Below are 18,234 nucleotides of genomic sequence, written 5' to 3' on the forward strand. Positions count from 1 at the left end.
AAATCCAGACGATGAACAAGATCAGAATTCTGGGGGCCGTCGCGGCGCTCTCCCTCACCCTCGCCGGATGCAGCGCCTCGACCGCCACGGACTCCGCCTCGTCCGGGAAATCCGGAAAGCTGAGAATCAAGTTCGTCATCAACGGAAACCTCGGTGACCGTTCCTTCTTCGACTCGGCGTACGCAGGGCTGAAGAAGACGGAGAAGGACCTCGGCTACAGCCTGAAGGTCGTGGAGTTGGGCAGCGACCGCACCAAGTGGTCCTCCGGCTTCGAGGACGCCGCCGCCGGCGACGACTACGACGTGCTCGCCGCGGGCACCGTCGACACCGTCGACTTCGTCTCCAAACTGGCTCCGGAGTACCCGGACAAGAAGTTCTGGCTTTTCGACGGATCCGTCGACTACACAGGCAAGAACGGCTGTTCCAACAAGTGTGCGAACGTCTACTCCGTCACCTTCAAGCAGAACGAGGCCGCCTATCTGGCGGGATTCCTCGCCGACAAGCTCGTCGCCGCCAAGGCCCTTCCCGGTAGCGGCGGAAACGGCAAGGTGGGCGTGATCGGCGGAGTGAAGATCCCGGTCATCGAGGACTTCGTCGTCGGCTTCAAGGCGGGCTTCAAGGCGGCGGGCGGAAATCCCTCCTCCGGTGTCCTCGTGCAGTACGTCGGCGGCGACAATCCGTTCGGCGACCCGGCGAAGGGCAAGCAGATCGCCTCGGCGATGTACGGCCAGGGAGCCGAACTGGTGTGGCCCGTCGCCGGGTCCTCGGGCCTCGGTGCCTTCGAGTCGGCCGTCGCCGCCAAGCGGTACGCCTTCGGGGTCGACTCCGACCAGTACAAGACGCTGACCGACGCGGCGCAGCGGCAGACCGTCGTCACCTCCATCCTCAAGAACGCCGGCAACGCCCTCTATCTGGCGGCCAAGGCGAACAAGGCCGGCACCCTCGCCTACGGGAAGCCCGACGCCGTGGGCCTGGCCGAGGACGGCGTGGGTTACGTGGACAACGCCAACTTCGACAAGCTCGTCCCGGCCGCCGTGCGCGCCGAACTCGAAGCGCAGGCCGCGAAGGTCAAGTCCGGTGCCGTCAAGGTCCCTTCGGCCTTCTGACCTCCGAGGAACGCTGGTGGAACCCATGGAGAAAACCGACGAGACCGTGGACGGAACGCTCGACAGAGCCCCTGTCGCCCTGGAGGCCACCGGCCTCGGCAAGACCTACCCCAACGGCACCCGCGCCGTCCGCGATGTCGACCTGGTGGTACCCGGCGGCGAGATCAGGGCGATCGTCGGCCAGAACGGCGCCGGCAAGTCCACCCTGATGAAGCTGCTCTACGGACTTGAGCAGCCGTCGGCCGGGCACCTCAGTGTCCACGGACGGCGTGTCAGGTTCGCCGGACCGCAGGACGCCATCGCGCTGGGCGTGGGCATGGTCCACCAGAACCTCATGCTGGTCCCGTCGTTCACCATCGCCGAGAACGTCGTCCTCGGCGTCGAGCCGGGCCGGGCCGGCCGCGTCGACCGGGCGGCCGCCGCCGAACGTACGGCCGCGCTGGCCGAGGAGGCGGGGCTCGCCGTCGACCCGGAGGCCAGGGTCGACGCGGTGTCCGTGGGGATGCGCCAGCGCGCCGAGATCCTCAAAGCACTCCACCGCGGCGCCCGCATCCTGATCCTCGACGAGCCCACCGCCGTGCTCACCCCCCAGGAGACGACCGACCTCTTCACGGCGGTCCGCCGGCTGCGTGACTCGGGCATGACCGTGCTGTTCATCTCGCACAAGCTCAAGGAGGTACGGGAGATCAGTGACCGGGTCACCGTCATGCGCGCCGGGTCGGTGATCGGCACCGTACCCACCGAGGAGGCGACGTCCGCGCAGCTGGCGACCATGATGGTCGGCCGGGAGATGTCCCTCGACGTGCCGAAGCCCCCGGCACGGCCAGGGCAACGCGTGCTGCGCGTGCGCGGGCTCGCGGGCCCGGCGGTGCACGGGGTGTCCCTCGACATCGCGGCCGGTGAGATCGTCGGCCTCGCGGGCGTCGAGGGCAACGGCCAGACCGAACTCGTCGAACTCCTCGCCGGACTGCGCCGCCCCACCGCGGGCTCGGTCACCGTGGACGACACCGACGTCACCCACCTCGACGCGGCGGGCCGGCGCCGGGCCGGCGTCGCCCACGTGCCCGAGGACCGGCTGACCAACGGGGCGGCCCTGGACCGCTCCCTCGCCGACAACCTGATCGTCGACCGTCACGACCGGCCCCCCGTCGCCCGCCGCGGCATCCTGCGCACCCGCCGCATCCACGAGCTCGCCGAGGACCTGATCAGCCGTTACGAGATCCGCGCCCCGCATCCCGACGCGGCGGCCGGAGCGCTGTCCGGCGGCAACCTCCAGAAGGTCGTCGTCGCCCGCGAACTGTCCGCCCGGCCACGCCTGTTGCTGGCCGCGCAGCTCACCCGGGGCGTCGACATCGGCGCCATGCACTTCATGTACGAGCGGCTCCTCGAAGCCCGTGACGCGGGTGCGGCGGTGCTGCTGGTCTCCGCCGACCTCGGTGAACTCCTCGCGCTCTCCGACCGGTTGCTGGTGATCAAGGACGGTCGTCTCGTCGCCCGTTTCGACGACCCGGCCGGACTCACCGAGGAGGCGACCGGCCTGTACATGCTCGGTGTCGAGCGGCACCCGGACGAGCGGATCACGGCGGGTGTCCGATGACCTCGACCCTGGAACCGGCCGCGCAGGAGCAGCGGCGGCCCGAGACGCAGGGCCGCCGGGAGTTTCTGGCCACCCGGCGCCGTACGGTGGTCGTCGAGCTGACGATGACGGTGCTGACCGTCGCCGTGGCCGTCCTCATCGCCTTCCTGGTCGTGCTGGCCACCGGCAAGGACGCCACCGGCGCGCTGAACGCCCTGCTCACCGGCCCGCTGGAGCGCACGCCCCGGATCGGCCGCTGGCTCGCCGACGCGACCACCCTGGCACTGCTCGGCCTGTCCGTCGCGATTCCCTTCCGGGCCCGCCAGATCAGCCTCGGCGCGGAGGGCCAGGTCTACGCCGGTGCCCTGGCGAGCGCGCTGGTGGCGATCAACCTCCACCTGCCGCCGGTCGCCGCCGTGCTGGTGCCGCTGGGCGCCGCCGCCCTCGCCGGGGCCTCGCTGGGCGCGGTACCGGGGGTGATGAAGGCCCGCCTCGGAGCCAACGAGATCGTGGCCACGCTGATGCTGAACGCCGTCGTCGTACGGGTCTTCGACTATCTCCTCACCGATCATCTCAAGGCACCCGGCAGCAGCGCCGTGCAGTCCGCCCCGGTGCGCCCCGACTCGGCGCTGCCGCTCCTCTCCGACTTCTTCGGCGTTCCCCTGGACCAGGCCAACGTCGGCCTGTTCGGCATGCTCGCGGTGGCCGCGGCCGTGTGGTTCCTGCTCGCCAGGACACCGCTCGGCTACCGCATCCGGATCACCGGCTCCAACCCGGACTTCGCCCGGTACGGCGGCCTCGACGTCCCGCGCACCATCGAGTGGAGCTTCGTCATCGGCGGCGCGCTGGCCGGACTGGCCGGAGCGCACCTCGCGCTCGGGGTCTACGGCGGGCTCCAGCCCGACATGGCCGGCGGCCTGGCCTTCGAGGGCATCGTCGTCGCCCTGTTGGGCCGCAACAACCCGGTCGGGGTGGTCGCCGCCGCGCTCCTCTACTCGTATCTGCGGGTCGGCGGCGATGTGATGGAGCAGCAGACCGACGTCGGCTCCGAGGCCGTGACCATCATCCAGGCGGTCATCGTGCTGCTCGTGACCGCCCGGGCGCTGCCCGAACTCGTCAAGCGGTACCTCGCCCGAAGGGAGGCCCGCTGATGGGTCCCGTCCTCGACGTAGTGCTCAGCACCGGCTTCCTCGCGGCGATCCTCGGGGTGTCGACGCCGTACGTCCTCGCCGCCCTCGGCGGGCTCCTGGCCGAGCGGGCCGGAGTGCCCAACATCGCCCTGGAGGGCTCGATGCTGTCGGCCGCGTGCACCGGTGCGCTGGTCGCCGGGTACAGCGGCTCGGTGTGGGCCGGAGCCGTCTGCGGGATCGCCGCCGGCGCGCTGCTCGCGCTGCTGCTCGGCGTACTGCATCTGTACCTGGGCGCGGACGCCATCATCGCGGGCATCGGCCTCAACCTCCTGGCGGCGGGCGCGACCGCGTACACCGTGTACGCGCTCCTAGGCGACAAGGGCGGGACCAGCCGGCTCCACAGCGGCGCGCTGCCCTCGGTCCGGCTGCCGCTGATCGAGGACGTCCCCGGCCTCGGCGCGGTACTGAGCGGGCAGAACGTGCTGACCTGGGCCGCCCTCGCCGCCACCCCGGCGGTCGCCTGGCTGCTGTACCGGGCCCGGTTCGGCTTCCACCTGCGCGCGGTCGGCGAGCACCCCGAGGCGGCACGCTCGGTCGGCATCCACGTCCACCGGGTCCAGTTCCGCGCACTCGCGCTCAGCGGCGCGCTGGCCGGTGCGGCCGGGGTGTTCCTGAGCATGGGAGCCGTGTCCTTCTTCGTCACCGGCATGACCGCCGGCCGCGGCTACATCGCCCTGGCCGCCGTCTTCCTCGGCGCCCTGCGCCCCTGGGGCGTGTTCCTCGCCGCCCTCGGCTTCGGCACCGCCGAGGCCCTCTCCGTCCAGCTCGGCAACCTCGACATCCCCTCCCAGCTGGTCTCCGCGATCCCGTACGTCTTCACCCTGCTGGCCCTCGCGTACTTCGCCTGGCGCCGCCGACGCGCGTCCCGCACCGCGGCTGCTCCTGTGTCACCGCCCGCCTTGGAAACCACGTAAGCATCCGCGCCGCCCACGACTTCACCACCGCCCAGGCCCTCGTCGGCCGGCCCGGCAACGTCAACATCCCGTCGCCGCCCACCCGCGGCCACGCCGCACGCACCGCCACCGTTCCCACGGCACCGCCCGGCCTGCCCACCTTGGAGACCCCATGAGCATCCGCGCCGCCCGCGCCCGGATCATCGCCTCCGCAGTCGTCCTCGCCTCCCTCCCCGCCCTCGTCGGCACCCCGGCCGCCGCTCACGACAGCGCCGTACGCCTGGACTTCCTCGGCGAGCGGGAACTGCCCAACGCCATGGCCTTCCAGGGCACCACCGTCGGCGGGTTGTCCGCGATCAGCTACGACGTCAAGTCCGGCACGTACTACGTGATCAGCGACGACCGCTCGCAGACCGGCCCCGCCCGCTTCTACACCGCCCACGTCGACTTCGCCGACGGCACCCTCAAGGGCGTCGAACTCACCGGCACCCACCCGTGGCTGCGCCCGGACGGCACCACCTTCCCGCCCACCTCGACCGCCACCGCCACCGTGGCGCCCGACCCGGAGGGCATCGCCGTCGACCCGCGCGACGGCACCCTGGCCTGGACGAGCGAGGGCGAGCGCATCGTTGCGTCCGACGGACCGGCTCTCCTGGGCGACCCCTGGATCCGCCGCGCCACCACGACCGGCGCTTACACCGGACAGCTCCCGCTGCCCCCGCAACTGCACATGAACTCACAGGAGTTCGGCCCCCGCAAGAACCAGACCCTCGAAGGAGTCACCTTCACCCCGGACGGACGGCGGATCGTCACCGCCATGGAGGACCCCCTCTACCAGGACGGCGACGACCCCACCCCGGAGCACGGCGAACTCACCCGCATCACGGTCCACGACGCACGCACCGGGCAACCCCTGGCCCAGTACGCCTACCCCCTGGAACCGCTGTTCGCCACGCCGCCCGCGGGCAGCACCGACACCAACGGCGTCAGCGACATAGTGGCCCTCGACCACGACCGCTTCCTGGTCCTGGAGCGCGCCTCGATCTACACCGACAACAACTGGAAGGCCCGCATCTACCTGGTCGACCTCCACGGCGCCACCGACGTACTGGGCCGCGATTCCCTCACCGACCCGTCCGCACGGCCCGTCCAGCCGGTCCGCAAAACGCTCGTGACCGACCTGTCCGACGTCCCCGGACTGACCCGAGTCGACAACGTCGAGGGCATCACCCTCGGCCCCCGCCTCCCCGACGGCCGCCGCACCGTCGTCCTGGTCTCCGACGACAACTTCGCCGCACGCCAGGCGACCCAGTTCATCGCCTTCGCAGCCCACGGGATCTGAGAGGTCACTCCCTGGCCGGTGGGGCCGAACGTGACTGTGGTGTCCAGGCCGGTCCAGCGGCCTTCGGGCCTGCGAAGCGCCCGGATCAGTGGCGGACGCAGGTCTCATGGCCGAGGTCGGCCATGACCTTCAGCTTGCCGTTCAGGCGCTCGGCCACGTGCTGAGTGCCTGGTCGGCAACGCGGTGCATGTCTTCTCGGCTCGCGCCGCCGGCGGCCTGTACGGCGAGGCCCTGCCCGACGGTGTGCACATAGCGGGCGAGGGTTTCCGGGTCGGCGGTGAGTGGCAGGTCGCCCTCGACCTGGGCTTGTTCGAACCGTTTCCGCAGGGCCCCTACTCCGGCCTCCCGGCGTTCGGCCAGGTCGAGACGGACCGGTTCGCCGTCCGGGCCGGCGGCCAGCGCGGACTGCACCAGCAGGCAGCCGCGCGGGCAGCCCGGCGCGGTGTGGGCGTCCACGGCCCCGTGCAGCATCGCCTCGGCCACCTGCCGGGCGGTGGGCAGCTCAAGAGCCGGGGCCACGAAGGCTCCCGGGCCCTGCACATAGCGGTCGGCGGCCTTACGGAACAGCTCCTCCTTGTTACCGAACGCGGCATAGATGCTGCGCCGGTTGATCCCCATGGCCTCGGTCAGCGCGGCGAGCGAGGCGCCCTCGTAGCCCTCGGCCCAGAACAGCCGCATCGCCGCGTCCAGCGCCTCGTCGGTGTCGAAGGACCGGGGCCGTCCCGTGCTGGGCATCGAAGCCTCCTTGAGAAAAGTTCGCCGCCACGGAAGGAATCCCGCGCTTGCTCAGGTTAGTGTCATCGTGGATATAGTAACCGAGCGGTTCGGTTCGTAAGTGAAGTGCTGAAGAAATCGGAGATCCCATGGGCACCCAGCTCGCCCCCGGCGCCACCCAGTCCGGCGTACGGCCCCTCGAAGGCAAGTCCGCCCTGGTCACGGGCGGGTCCCGGGGCATCGGTGCGGCGATCGTGCGCCGTCTGACCGTCGACGGCGCCCAAGTCGCCTTCACCTACGCCAGCGCCAAGGAACAAGCCGACGCCGTGGCCGAGGCGACGGGCGCCCTGGCCATACAGGCGGACAACTCCGACCATGAAGCCGTCCGGACCGCGGTCGGCCGCACCACGGAGCATTTCGGCGGACTGGACATCCTCGTCAACAACGCCGGCGTCTTCCACGGCGCGCCGATCGAGGACTTCCCGCTGGAGGAGTTCGACCGGATGATCGCGGTCAACGTCCGGGGCGTGTTCAGCGCCGTCCAGGCCGCCGCTCCCCACCTCGGCCAGGGCGGTCGCATCATCACCATCGGCAGCGTCATCGTCGACCGCGTCCCCTTCCCCGGCGCCGGCGTCTACGCCCTGACCAAGGCCGCCGTCGCCGGTCTCACCCGCGGCCTGGCCCGCGAACTCGGTCCGCGCGGCATCACCGTCAACAACGTGCAGCCCGGCCCCACCGCTACGGACATGACCCCTGTCTCCGGGCCGTACGCGGAGTCCCTGAAGCAGCTCATGCCGCTCGACCACTTCGCCGAGCCCGCCGACATCGCCAGTGCCGTCGCCTATCTCGCCGGCCCCGAAGCCCACTTCGTCACCGGCACCAGCTGGAACGTCGACGGCGGCATCGCTGTCTGACCGCCCACCCGGGCGGCCGCACTCCCCTGAACACCCCGACGCTCACGCTCGGCCGAGACACCCACGGCAAAGGACGTACCACCATGAACGCTTCCACCACAGCCTCCACGGCCGCCGCACCCGTCGAGTCGGAGGAGCCGCTCAGCCCCGGCTACGACGCGGCGACCAAGGACGACGCCGAGTTCAACGAGCACTTCCGGCACGGCTTCACCACCATCGACGACGTACAGATGCACTACGTCATCGGTGGCGAAGGCCCGCAGGTCATGGTGCTGCTGCACGGCTGGCCGCAGAGCTGGTACGAGTACCGCCCGATCATGCCCTCGCTGCTGCCCGGCCGCACCGTCATCGCCATCGACCTGCCGGGCCTGGGCGACTCGACCGGGAACCCGCCCTCCAGGGCCAAGACGGTCCTGGCCACCTACGTCCACAAGCTGCTCGTCCACCTCGGTCACCGCGAGAACGTGCAGGTCGTTGCCCACGACTTCGGCGTCAGCGTCGCCTATCCGCTGGCCGCCCAGTACCGCGAGCAGGTGTCGGGGCTGTTCCTCATGGACTACGGCCTGACCGGCAAGAACCTGAAGTTCGCCGCCATCGAGTCGATGTTCTGGCACTTCTCCTTCAACAAGCAGCGTCCCCTCGCGGAGGAACTGGTCACCGGCCGGGTCGAGACCTTCCTCACGCACTTCTTCCAGGGGATGAGGACCGGCGTCGGCGAGAACATCTCCGACGACGAACTGGCCGAGTTCGTCCGGCTGTTCTCCCGCCCCCAGGTCCTGCACGCCGGCTTCGAGCTCTACCGGACCGAGACCCAGGACGAGGCCGACAACACCAAACTCCAGGAGACCCCGCTGACCATCCCGGTCCGCATGCTCACCCAGGCAGGTCTCGCCGAGATGGTCCTGCCGCCCCTCCAGGACGCCGCCCCCGACGCCACCTCCGCCGACGTCCCCGGCGCCGGACACTTCCTCCTCCACGAAGCTCCCGACCGCGTCCTGGCCGAAATCAACGCCTTCTACCCCCACCCCACCCCCTGACCAACTGCGAAAGCCGGCACACCGAGGTGAGAGGAAAACCCCTGATGAACAGCCAACCCCCTTCCGCCCGCGATGTCCCTACCCGCGTGTTCGCCGCCTTCGACGCGGGCGATATCGCTGCACTGGACACCCTGGTCTCGCCCGATCTCATCGACCACAACCTGCCCCCAGGGGCTCCCTCGGCGATCGAGGGGATGAAGGGGATGGTCGCTGCCATGCGCGAAGGGTTCACCAACGCTCACCACGAGATCGTCTACCAGGCCGAGACGGACGACGGCTGGGTGGTCTCCCAGTGGGTGATCACAGCGACCCACACCGGCCCTTGGTTCGGACTGCCCGCGACCGGCCGTGAGGTGACCTGCTCCGGCATCGATCTCGCGCGGGTGGTCGACGGCCGGATCGTCGAGATCCGGCACGTCGAGGAGCTGCTGCAACTTCAGATGCAGATCACCGGCGACGTGCGCTGAGCGTCGGTGAGCATCCCCCTTCCTCAAGGGCCGTTGTCAGTGCCTCCTCATAAAATGAAGACATCATTCGGGGAGCCTCGGAGGGGGAGCACAAACGTGTCCGCAAACAAGATCCAGCACAAGGTGAATCACGTCGCGCTGGTAGTGGACTGTTCGGGTTCGATGCGTCCGCACCAGAGCCAACTCATTCAGGTGGTGGACGAGTTCGTGGCGGGGCTGAAGGCCGAGTCGGACAGCCTCGGCCACGAGACACGGATCAGCCTCTATTCCTTCGATCACAGGGTGGATAACCTGGTCTGGGACATGGACGTGAAGCATCTGCCGTCCATGCGGGGGCTGTACCAGGTCAACAATGGCGCTACCGCCCTCATCGAGGCTTCTCTGAAGTCCCTGGACGACCTGGGCCATATCTGGGAGGAATACGGCGAGCACAGCTTCCTCCAGATCGTCGTCACGGACGGTGAGGAGAACGCCTCCGGCGGCGACAGGCGGCACGACGGAGACATGGCCATCCTCGGCCCCTGGCTCGACAAGATCACGGCGAAGATGCGGGGGCTTCCGGGCCACTGGACCTCCGCGATCCTCGTGCCGAACTCCCTGGCCAAGCGCACCGCCCAGAACTACGGGTTCCCGGCCGGCAACATCGCCATCTGGGATGCGGACTCCCAGAAGGGCGTCGAGGAGGCGATCGGCACCGTGCGCGCCGCCGCCACCAGCTTCCTCCGCGGGCGAGAGCAGGGTGTGCGCGGCACGAAGAACCTGTTCGCCGTCGGCCAGGACATATCGGTCGACGACGTGCGGGCGAACCTCGAACCGATTCCGGCCGACAAATACCGGCTCCTGAAAGTCGACAAGGAGGTCGAGATTCGCCCCTTCGTCAACTCGCATCCGGGCGTGACGTACGAACGTGGCTCCTGTTACTACCAGCTGGGCGCCCGGGCTCAAGTTCAGCAGAACAAGGAAGTCATCGTGGTCGAGAAGGACACCGACCGCGCCTATACCGGCGACGCGGCACGCAGCCTTTTGTTCGGTACGGATGTACAGGGGACCGTCTCCGTGAAGGCGGGGAACAACCCCAAGTTGGAGGTCTACGTACAAAGCCGTTCGGTGAACAGGAAACTCAAGCCGAAGACGCGCCTGCTCATCATGCTCTAACAGCGGCCAACACAATGAGCTGGTTCGGTCCTGCCGGCCGTGTCCATGGGGGAACGCAAACGGACTGCCCGTCCTCCTCGGCGTCTCGGCCGGCAACACCCACGACAGCGAAGGGCTCAAGCCCATGATCGAGGGTCACCGAACGAGACACGACCCCCACCGCGGCGACTAACCCAAGCCCCGGCGCCTCCACGCGGACAAGGCCATCGAGCGCACGACGTCCTGACTGTCCGGCTACCGATGTCCGAGCCCCCGCCACGAGCGCGATCCCCGCAACATAGGCAGCGCGCACCCGCCACCCGGCCGCACGCCGGGCAGGCCTTGTCCAACAATCCTTTGTTGACCGCTCTCAACAGTTCCGCACGGGCACTGACGCCCTATTCGTCGAGGAATTGATATTCCTGGCCCGCGGCCTGGAACACCACCGTGCTGTCGCGGACCTGCCACTCGCTCATGCCGTCGACTTCATGGCTGACGAAGAACAGGCCGGTGATCAGGTCACCGTCGTCGTCCGAGGCAGGAATCCGGGCCACGCGCCGCAGTCGCTCAAGAAACCAGTCGACGGACTGAGCGCGCATCTCGGCCCCGAAGAAGACCCAGTTGGTGAAGTTGTACTGCCTCGGCGGAAAGGCCCAGCCACCGCTGTACGTTCGGTCGGCATCGTCCGCTTCTACGATCTCTCTGACCTGGGCGAGCTGCTGGTCATCGCACTCCAGCCAGCCTCTGATCCGGACGAGGACACCCACGACGATCGCTCTCCCTTACATTTCAGGCGGCATTCTCTCACTGACCGGACAGTGGACCGATATCAATCACCGCCTGCATTCCATATCGCGAATCGTACCGCCTGATCGCGTTCAGTACATCCCTGGAGGGTTCACTGTCGAACTGGAAGTACGGCGTTCTACCCGAGGCCGCAGATACCTCGTACATTCGTTTCGCCTGATCTCGGAAAGCCTTACCGATCTTGAAGTTTCCGGGTTTCGCGGAGGCGACATACTCGTCACTGACCGCATCAAATTCGTAATCCTTGAGTTGCAGGAACTCGGCTTGGGCGCGACCGCCGAGTTTGTTCGCCAGCAATTGCGCGTTCGGATCGAACTGCTTGGTCGAATCGACCAGCATGCCCAGTCCGCCGTTCCCCGACAGCAGGCCCGGCTCCGGCGCGGTCCTCGCCGGAGGCGCTTCCTCCTCCGCGGCACCGGCCCCGAGCAGGACGAGCGGCAGCATGTCGCAGAGCGAGCCCGCGGCGCAGGGGTTCTCGGGGATGTCATCGACATCCGCCCAGGTGTGGTAGAAGTGCGAGAGTTCCAGGCACCCGCCCTGGGTCATGTCCTGACTGCACCTCCCGCGGAAGTAGAGCTCGACGTTGACCGCGTAGGTGTACAGCGGGTTGTAGTCCCCCTGGTTCGCCATCTGCGCCACGCTCGGATATTTCCGCTGGAACATCTGGACGGTTTTCAGGGGTGGGACCGGAACAGGGGCCGCGCCGGTCCCATGGCATCCGTCGCAATAGTGGCCGCTGCCGCTGCCGCTGGAGCAGGAGTGCGAGTCGCAGTAGTGGCTGGAGCCCTGGTAGTTGCCTGATTCCGGGTCGTTCTCGGAGTGGTAGTCGCCGTACGTACCGTTGCTGCCGGAGCAGTAGGCGGACGGATAGCACGACTCGAGTCCGGTGGGGTCGCTGCCGGCGATGGGGTTGTCGGCAGCGTAGGCGTATCCGCCGAGTTCCTGGGGGCTGGCGGCTTCGAAGACCGGGTCAAGGCTGATGAAGCTGCCGAGGGTCGGGTCGTACTTGCGGGCACCGACGTCGGTGTAACCGGTGGAGGTGTCCTGGGGCTTGCCCAGGTAGGAGTGGGTGGGGTCGGGCCAGGCGGTGGTGTTGGTGCTGGAGCGGGGCTGGCCGTACGGGGTGTACTGCTGACGGGCGACCTGTTGGGTGGTGGTGTCCATCGCCAGGGAAGCGGTGCCCTGCGGATCGTTGAAGAGGTACTTCACGCCCCCGCCCGGGAGGCTGGAGCGGACCGCCACGGGGGCGCCCGAGCCGCCGTGGGCGTAGGTGCGCACGGCGCCGAGCAGGACGTTGGGAGTGACACCGGTATTGACGACGATCTCGGTGTCGCCGGCGAAGAGGGTGGTCTGGCCGGGGTCGCGGCGGATGAGCTGGCTGCCGTCGGCGTCGTAGAGGTACTTGGTGCTGGTGGGGTTGGCGCCGCCGGTGTCGACCTCGGTCAGGTGGCCCTCGTCGTCCCAGTTCAGGGTCTGGGCCGATCCAGTGGTGGGGGTGCGGGTGTGCAGGTTGCCGACTTCGTCGTAGCCGAACCTGGTCGGGTTGGTGCCACCGGTGGTGGCGGTCAGGGTGTGCGGCTGGGCGCCGGTGGAGTTGCAGCCGGTGGTGCAGCCGTCGGCGTAGGTCGTGGTGCTCGTGGGGCCCGATCCGCCGACGGCGTGTTCGACGCTCTGCTTGCGGTCGCCGACCGCGTCGTAGCTGAAGGACTGCCAGTACGAGCCGGCGGCGGTGGACAGGGTGCTGCTCGTGGGCGGGTTGGCCACGCAGTTGTCCTTGGCGGTCCAGGCGTCGGTCAGCCGGTCGAGAGTGTCGTAGCTGTAGCACTGCTGGTCGGTGACCGTGTTGCCGGACTCCGACTGATGGTCGGTACTGGAGGTGGGGTTGCCGGCGGTGTCGTAGGTGTAGGAGGTGTCGTCGACCGCCGGGCCGGGGGCCTGGGTCCGCTCGACGAGGCGGTCGGTCACCCGCCGGGTCTGGTCGTCGTAGGAGTAGGTGGCCCACGCCGGGTTGGTGGACGCACCGAACGTCAGCCGCGACGGCTCACCGTAGTTGGTGTAGACCGACGCGTCGACGTAGTCGCCGGCGCTGCTCTTCGTCGTGGCCGGGTGTCCCAGCGCGTCGCGGCCGTACGTGATGGTCTCGCTGTTCAGGCCCTGGGTGCGCGGATCCGTCTGGGTTGCCGGCAGCTGGTCGCGGATGGTGTAGGTGTAGGTCGTGGTGTACGTCGACGGCAGCGGCGCCTCCGACGCCGGCAGCGTGATCTTGGTGCCGGTCGGCTTGCCCAGGCTGGTGTAGCCGGTGGTGGCCACCGTGTACCCGCCGGTCGTGCCCTGGACGTAGCGGGTCGACGAGGTCGGCAGGCCGATCCGGAGGGTGTCGTAGGTCCAGGAGGCGAATTCGAAGTCCGACCTGGACTTGTCGGTGGCCGTGAGCTTGCGCCCCAACAGGTCGTAGGTGTAGTCGAGTTCGACCTTCTTGGCATCCGTGGTGGACGTCAGGTTGCCCGCGTCGTCGTAGCCGTAGCTGCTGCTGCCGGCGTCCGGGTCGGTCTGGGACTTCTTGTGGCCCAGGAGGTCGTAGCCGAAGGTCCACACCGCCTTGTCGGGACCGGTGACCCGGGTTTGCTGTCCGGCGTCGTTGTAGCCGTAGGTGGTGGGTGACGGGGTGCCGCCGGTGGCGGTGAAGCCCGCCGCCGCGGACCCGCTCAGTGTGGGTGCGGTGGTGTACTGGTCGAGTTCGGTGGTCTGACCGCGTGCGTTCACGACCGTGGAGGTGGCGACCGCGCCCTTGGGCGGCAGCACGACGGTCTTGTCGCCGGTGTAGGCGGTGGTCGTCGTCCAGGCCTTGGCCCCGTCGTGTTCCTCGGTGACCAGGTCTGCCCGACCCTGTCCGTCGTAGTCCGTGACGGTGGTGTCGGGGATGGAGACCTGTGAGACCGATATCAGGCTGTGCCCGGGGCTGCCGGCCACGTTGTAGGCGTTGTTGTTGACGACCGTCCAGCCGTGCGAGTCGTAGGCGGTGTCGGAGACCGTGGTGGTGGAGTTCTCCGCGGTCGCCTGTAGCTGGAGCGGACGCAGCATCGCGTCGTACAGCGTCTCGCCGGTGCTGTAACTGCCGCTGTCCAGCAATGTGTTGGAGGAGACGACCGAGGGAGACGACTGTGACAGGGCGTAGGCGTAGGTCGAGTTCGCCGGGGCGCCGTTGGCCTTGCTCTCGTTGGGCAGCCACACGGCGGTCAGGCGGCCGAGTGCGTCGTAAGTGAGCGAGGTGAGCAGACCGGCCGCGTCCGTCTTGGCCGTGAGCAGGCCCCGTGCCGGGTCCAGAGTGCTGCTCGTGAGCCGGCAGTCCTTGGACGACGCGGTCGCCGCGGAGCAGTCCACACCGGGCGTGGCCTGGGTGATGGTCGTGTTGCTTGTGGGGAGCGCGCCGGTGGCGGGGGTGTAGGAGGTGAAGACGGACTGGTCGAGGCTCTTGCCGTCGGGGGAGGCCGAGTGGGGAGTGCGGATGGCCTTGATCGTGCGGCCGTACGAGTCGTAGCTGGTGGCGGTCTGGTCCACGAACGCGGTGGCTGTGGCACCGCCGGCGGCTGAGGCCTGTTGGTCCAGCGTGGCGTCGCCGACCTTGGGGAGTGCTGGGTTCTGCTGGCCGTCGCCGTCGTAGGCAAAGGCATTGTGGTCGTAAGAGGTACGGACATCGGAGAGCAGGGCACCGCTGGCGGTGGCACCGGCGCCGGAGCAGTCCTGGGAGGTGGAGATGACCTCGGCGGGCAGCACCAGGGTGCTCGGGGTACCGGTGAGGTAGCGGGTGTAGGTGCACTTGGAGACGTTGGCGCTGTCGGTGGGCTCACCCCGGTCGTCGACCTGCACCGGCATACCGGTGGTCGACTTGCCCAGAGTCCGGTTGTAGAAGGTGTCGGTCTCGGTCTTGCGCCAGCCGTACGACACGGCGTGACGGGTCAGCGTCTTGGCGGGGCGCAGCATCTGGGCCGTCAGGTCCGGCAGGGCGCCGCGGTTGCGGCTGGCAGTGGGCCCGATGATCGTGGGCACGTTGACCACGGCATTGTCCAGAGTGCCAGTGACACTGGTGTACGTGTCGGTCTCGAACGTCTGACCCGCCAGGGCATCGTCGTCGGCGACCGAGGTGGCACCGTCCTGGCTGGTCAGGTCCGGCACCGAACGGGTCTTGCCGCCGGGGAGCGTGTCGCCGTTCATGCCCAGGAAGTAGTACGTCTTCGCGAGCGTCTTCTGGTCGTGGACCTTGACGCCGTCGGTGTAGTGGAAGACGTTCGGGTCTCCGGTGGTGACATCCACCTCCGGGTAACCGCGGAACTGGCCCCAGGTACGGTTCTTGGCCTTGACGACCTCGTTGTCGTCGTAGTGCCAGCCGGGGTTGCCCTTGTAGGCGTAGTCCGTCTCCAGCTCCGGCTGGGTGCCGTCCTGGTAGGAGTTGTGCGGATCGGTCGTGACGACCGAGGTCACCTTGTACTTGTAGAACCAGTCCAGCCACGGCGCGGGCTGTCCGTCCGGGGTCCAGTACACCGGGAAGCAGGACAGGGTGTTGGTGGAGGCGAAGGTCTTCGCTGCCGCGTCGGTCGGGTCGTCGGGGTCGCCGGCCGGGGCGCTGGAGCAGTTCGGGCGGTCGTAGGTGACCGTCGTCTCGGCGCCCGTCTCGGTGGTGACAGTCTGGATCCGGTCGTGGTACATCAGCGGCATCTGCGGGATGGTGCCGACCCGGTTGGGCAGCTGAAGCGGCGGGTCGAAACTCACCGCCGGCGTCGAAGCGCTGCCCGACGCGCCGCCCAAGGTGTCAAGGCCGGTGTGCTGGACCGAATCCAGCCAGAGCGTGGGGGCGTGGTCGCCGCCGTCGGGGAAGGACTGGATGAAGCTGTACTTGTCGACCTGCTTGGTGGCCCCGCCGGTCTGGATCTGCGTGGTGATTGAGGTCAGGCGCTTACGGGACCAGAAGCTGGGACTGTGGTTGGTGCAGCTGGAGCCCGAAGTGCAGTTCAGATCCACGGGTACGTCGGGCCAGTATGCGGCGTTGGCGGGGGTGAACTGCGTGTCCGCGCAGGTGTTCCCGGACGGGGTGCCGGGGATGCAGCGCTCGCCGGTGTCGAAGAGGACCTGCTCGGGGGCGGTGCCGGAGTAGATCGTCGAGGACGTCATGCCGTAATCGATCCGTGACAGGCTGCCGCCGCGCGTGTAGGCGACGGCGGTGTCTTTCGTGTCCGCGCCGTAGTAGCCGGTCTCCGGGCTGTAGTACCAGGCGGTGGCGTTGCCGTGCGCGTCCACCACGTAGTCCAGGTTGAACCGGTATCCGAGCGAACAGGCCGTGGCGGCGAAGGTCGTGCTGTCCGGGCACGCCGACACCCCGCTGTGCGCGTGGTAAACGGGCTGATTCCACACGGACTTGGTCTCGTCCTTGCCGCTGGACCAGCCCGGCAGCCTGTTCAGGCCGAAGAAGTACTGCGACCCGCCCTCGGTGACCTTGAAGTACTCCTTGTTGTCCGTGCCGTTCGTGGCACCGGTCAGGTCCTCGATCTTGGTGGAGGAGTCGTCGTCGGCGGGGCGGAAGGTCTTCGTGGCGTCGTCGTAGACGATGTCGGTGGACTTGCCGTTGAGCGAGAGGGTGAGGATCTGTCCCGCCCAGCACTGGTCACCGTCGTTGTCCGGAGCTCCGGAGGAGGAGTCGTCCTTGCAGGACTTGTAGGTGCGCTCGATGTAGTTCTCGGTGGAGCTCCAGCCGTCTCCCAGCCAGGAGGACTGGTTGTTGGTGCCTTCGGTGCGCGCGTCCTGGGTGGAGGAGCTGTAGGACAGGCCGACGTTCGGTGCCGCGCCACCGATCGCCGGAGGCACCGCGATGGGGTAGCTGTAGGTGAAGGCGCCGGTGTTCCCCGAGGTCGACCAGGAACCCCCGGGGGACAGGCTGGTCGCCGAGTAGTCGCCGGAGGAGCCCGACGTGCCGGAGGTCGCCGCCATGACCACCGTGCCGGTGGACGACGCCGTCGCCGAACGGGCGGCGAAGCCGGAATCCGCAGTGGCGGCTGTCGGCGCGGGTACGGCGACCCGCGCCGACAGCCGCGGGCCGGGGGCGGTGCGCACACTGGTCTGGGTCTGACACTTGGCCAGCTTCGGCGTGGTCAGCGCGCACTGGGGCAGTTGAACCAGGTGCAGGCGGGAGGCGAAGTCTCCGCCGAAGGCGTAGCGGAACGACGAGTCGTCCACGCGCAGGGCGATCTGTCCGGTGCCCGGGCTGGTGCGCCGCAGGGTGAAGAGCACACCGTGGACGCCGGCCGCGCGTGCGGTTTTCTGGTCCAGAACGGTGACCCGCACACGCTGGGACCCGGTGGCGGAACCGGCCTGCCGGCGCTCAGCGGTGACGGGAGCGAACAGAAGGGGGGTACGGCCCGCGCGTACTTCGGACGCCCTGCCGGCCAGGTGGGTCATGGTGACCGCGCCGGGCAGGGTGACGACGGCGCTGCCCTGCTGTGGAAGCCGGGCGTGGGTGGTGGGATCGAAGTGCCGGAAGCCCATGTGTCCAGCAACGTGACGGGGAGTGGCGCGAGCAAAGGGGATGCGCTTGTCGTGGGGCGCGGCCGGAGGGGACACATGACGGCTCGCCGGTGAGGCAGCCGTGGCGGTACTGGCGGGCAACAGACCGGCCACCAGCAGGGCGCCGATCGCAACGTATGCCGTACGGCGCAGACCCCGTTGGCGTATCGCCCGCCGCGCGCGTCCCCACCTCGTTCTCCGCACCATGGTGCGCGACCCCCTCCCCGTACGGTGCGCCAGAAGTCGCCCTGGTACACGGGCGATCGAGCGCACGCCAAAGGGAGGCACAGTCGATCAAGCCCCCCGTGACGCTTCACGCTAGAGCCTGAACCGAACACGACAAGCAAAGGACCTTCACATGTAAGGCAAAGGGATCACACAGAACGGAACCCAAGCTGACCTCTATCCACCAAAAACGGGCCTCGTACGGACCCCGGACGATCGATCGACGATGGACCGGGCTCGCATCAGCCCCACAGAATGCACTCCGGCGCGGGGCCCA

Annotated in this window: 12 protein-coding genes and 2 pseudogenes; 10 read left to right on the forward strand and 4 right to left on the reverse strand. The window is 68.6% G+C overall.

Annotation, left to right across the window (positions count from 1 at the left end):
• Positions 1 to 11: 11 nt before the first annotated feature.
• From RNB18_RS25765 to RNB18_RS25785, 5 genes are all read left to right on the forward strand, one after another.
• Positions 12 to 1,106 carry a BMP family ABC transporter substrate-binding protein gene (locus tag RNB18_RS25765; protein ID WP_311716495.1) on the forward strand — a complete coding sequence of 365 codons (1,095 nt, stop codon included), beginning with the start codon at positions 12 to 14 and terminating at the stop codon, positions 1,104 to 1,106.
• A gap of 16 nt (positions 1,107 to 1,122) precedes the next feature.
• Positions 1,123 to 2,703, forward strand: a complete 1,581-nt coding sequence (locus RNB18_RS25770) for an ABC transporter ATP-binding protein (protein WP_394817667.1) — start codon at positions 1,123 to 1,125, stop codon at positions 2,701 to 2,703.
• The gene (locus RNB18_RS25775; RefSeq protein WP_311716497.1) at positions 2,700 to 3,833 is read left to right on the forward strand and encodes an ABC transporter permease; all 1,134 of its coding nucleotides are present in this window, start codon (positions 2,700 to 2,702) and stop codon (positions 3,831 to 3,833) included. Before RNB18_RS25770 ends, RNB18_RS25775 begins: the two co-directional genes overlap by 4 nt.
• Positions 3,833 to 4,786, forward strand: a complete 954-nt coding sequence (locus RNB18_RS25780; protein ID WP_311716498.1) for an ABC transporter permease — start codon at positions 3,833 to 3,835, stop codon at positions 4,784 to 4,786. Before RNB18_RS25775 ends, RNB18_RS25780 begins: the two co-directional genes overlap by 1 nt.
• 151 nt (positions 4,787 to 4,937) lie before the next feature.
• Entirely contained in the window at positions 4,938 to 6,107 is a 1,170-nt protein-coding gene (locus tag RNB18_RS25785) for an esterase-like activity of phytase family protein (protein ID WP_311716499.1), read from the forward strand.
• Here the strand turns inward: RNB18_RS25785 and RNB18_RS25790 are convergent.
• Positions 6,101 to 6,181, reverse strand: a pseudogene (locus RNB18_RS25790) (thioesterase family protein); the annotation flags it as partial. The gene RNB18_RS25785 and the pseudogene RNB18_RS25790 sit on opposite strands and share 7 nt — an antisense overlap.
• Positions 6,182 to 6,248: 67 nt before the next feature.
• Positions 6,249 to 6,842 carry a TetR/AcrR family transcriptional regulator gene (locus RNB18_RS25795; protein ID WP_311716500.1) on the reverse strand — a complete coding sequence of 198 codons (594 nt, stop codon included), beginning with the start codon at positions 6,840 to 6,842 and terminating at the stop codon, positions 6,249 to 6,251.
• 128 nt (positions 6,843 to 6,970) lie between these two features.
• Here RNB18_RS25795 and RNB18_RS25800 point away from each other — a divergent pair, with 128 nt between their 5' ends.
• The 5 genes and pseudogenes from RNB18_RS25800 to RNB18_RS25820 form a co-directional block, all read left to right on the forward strand.
• Complete coding sequence (locus tag RNB18_RS25800; protein ID WP_311716501.1) at positions 6,971 to 7,735, forward strand: 3-oxoacyl-ACP reductase family protein; 765 nt, start codon at positions 6,971 to 6,973, stop codon at positions 7,733 to 7,735.
• Positions 7,736 to 7,818: 83 nt separating this feature from the next.
• Positions 7,819 to 8,772 (forward strand): alpha/beta fold hydrolase, encoded by a 954-nt coding sequence (locus RNB18_RS25805; RefSeq protein WP_311716502.1) that lies wholly within the window; start codon positions 7,819 to 7,821, stop codon positions 8,770 to 8,772.
• A gap of 44 nt (positions 8,773 to 8,816) precedes the next feature.
• A complete protein-coding gene (locus tag RNB18_RS25810) occupies positions 8,817 to 9,239 on the forward strand; it encodes an ester cyclase (RefSeq protein ID WP_311716503.1) in 423 nt (140 codons plus the stop codon).
• A 96-nt stretch (positions 9,240 to 9,335) separates the two neighbouring features.
• Positions 9,336 to 10,394 (forward strand): vWA domain-containing protein, encoded by a 1,059-nt coding sequence (locus tag RNB18_RS25815; protein ID WP_311716713.1) that lies wholly within the window; start codon positions 9,336 to 9,338, stop codon positions 10,392 to 10,394.
• A 52-nt stretch (positions 10,395 to 10,446) separates the two neighbouring features.
• Positions 10,447 to 10,617 (forward strand): annotated as a pseudogene (locus RNB18_RS25820) (IS5/IS1182 family transposase); the annotation flags it as partial.
• Positions 10,618 to 10,771: 154 nt separating this feature from the next.
• Here the strand turns inward: RNB18_RS25820 and RNB18_RS25825 are convergent.
• Together RNB18_RS25825 and RNB18_RS25830 are read right to left on the reverse strand one after the other, a co-directional pair.
• Positions 10,772 to 11,140 (reverse strand): hypothetical protein, encoded by a 369-nt coding sequence (locus RNB18_RS25825; RefSeq protein ID WP_311716504.1) that lies wholly within the window; start codon positions 11,138 to 11,140, stop codon positions 10,772 to 10,774.
• A gap of 37 nt (positions 11,141 to 11,177) precedes the next feature.
• Positions 11,178 to 17,714 (reverse strand): RHS repeat-associated core domain-containing protein, encoded by a 6,537-nt coding sequence (locus tag RNB18_RS25830; RefSeq protein WP_311716505.1) that lies wholly within the window; start codon positions 17,712 to 17,714, stop codon positions 11,178 to 11,180.
• Positions 17,715 to 18,234: the final 520 nt, after the last annotated feature.

Source organism: Streptomyces doebereineriae (genome assembly GCF_031845645.1).
GTDB lineage: Bacteria > Actinomycetota > Actinomycetes > Streptomycetales > Streptomycetaceae > Streptomyces > Streptomyces canus.

Coding starts and splice junctions, on each gene's coding strand:
- RNB18_RS25765 (WP_311716495.1), top strand. CDS start 12: ATGAACAAGATCAGAATTCTGGGGGCCGTCGCGGCGCTCTCCCTCACC.
- RNB18_RS25775 (WP_311716497.1), top strand. CDS start 2,700: ATGACCTCGACCCTGGAACCGGCCGCGCAGGAGCAGCGGCGGCCCGAG.
- RNB18_RS25780 (WP_311716498.1), top strand. CDS start 3,833: ATGGGTCCCGTCCTCGACGTAGTGCTCAGCACCGGCTTCCTCGCGGCG.
- RNB18_RS25785 (WP_311716499.1), top strand. CDS start 4,938: ATGAGCATCCGCGCCGCCCGCGCCCGGATCATCGCCTCCGCAGTCGTC.
- RNB18_RS25795 (WP_311716500.1), bottom strand. CDS start 6,842: ATGCCCAGCACGGGACGGCCCCGGTCCTTCGACACCGACGAGGCGCTG.
- RNB18_RS25800 (WP_311716501.1), top strand. CDS start 6,971: ATGGGCACCCAGCTCGCCCCCGGCGCCACCCAGTCCGGCGTACGGCCC.
- RNB18_RS25805 (WP_311716502.1), top strand. CDS start 7,819: ATGAACGCTTCCACCACAGCCTCCACGGCCGCCGCACCCGTCGAGTCG.
- RNB18_RS25810 (WP_311716503.1), top strand. CDS start 8,817: ATGAACAGCCAACCCCCTTCCGCCCGCGATGTCCCTACCCGCGTGTTC.
- RNB18_RS25830 (WP_311716505.1), bottom strand. CDS start 17,714: ATGGGCTTCCGGCACTTCGATCCCACCACCCACGCCCGGCTTCCACAG.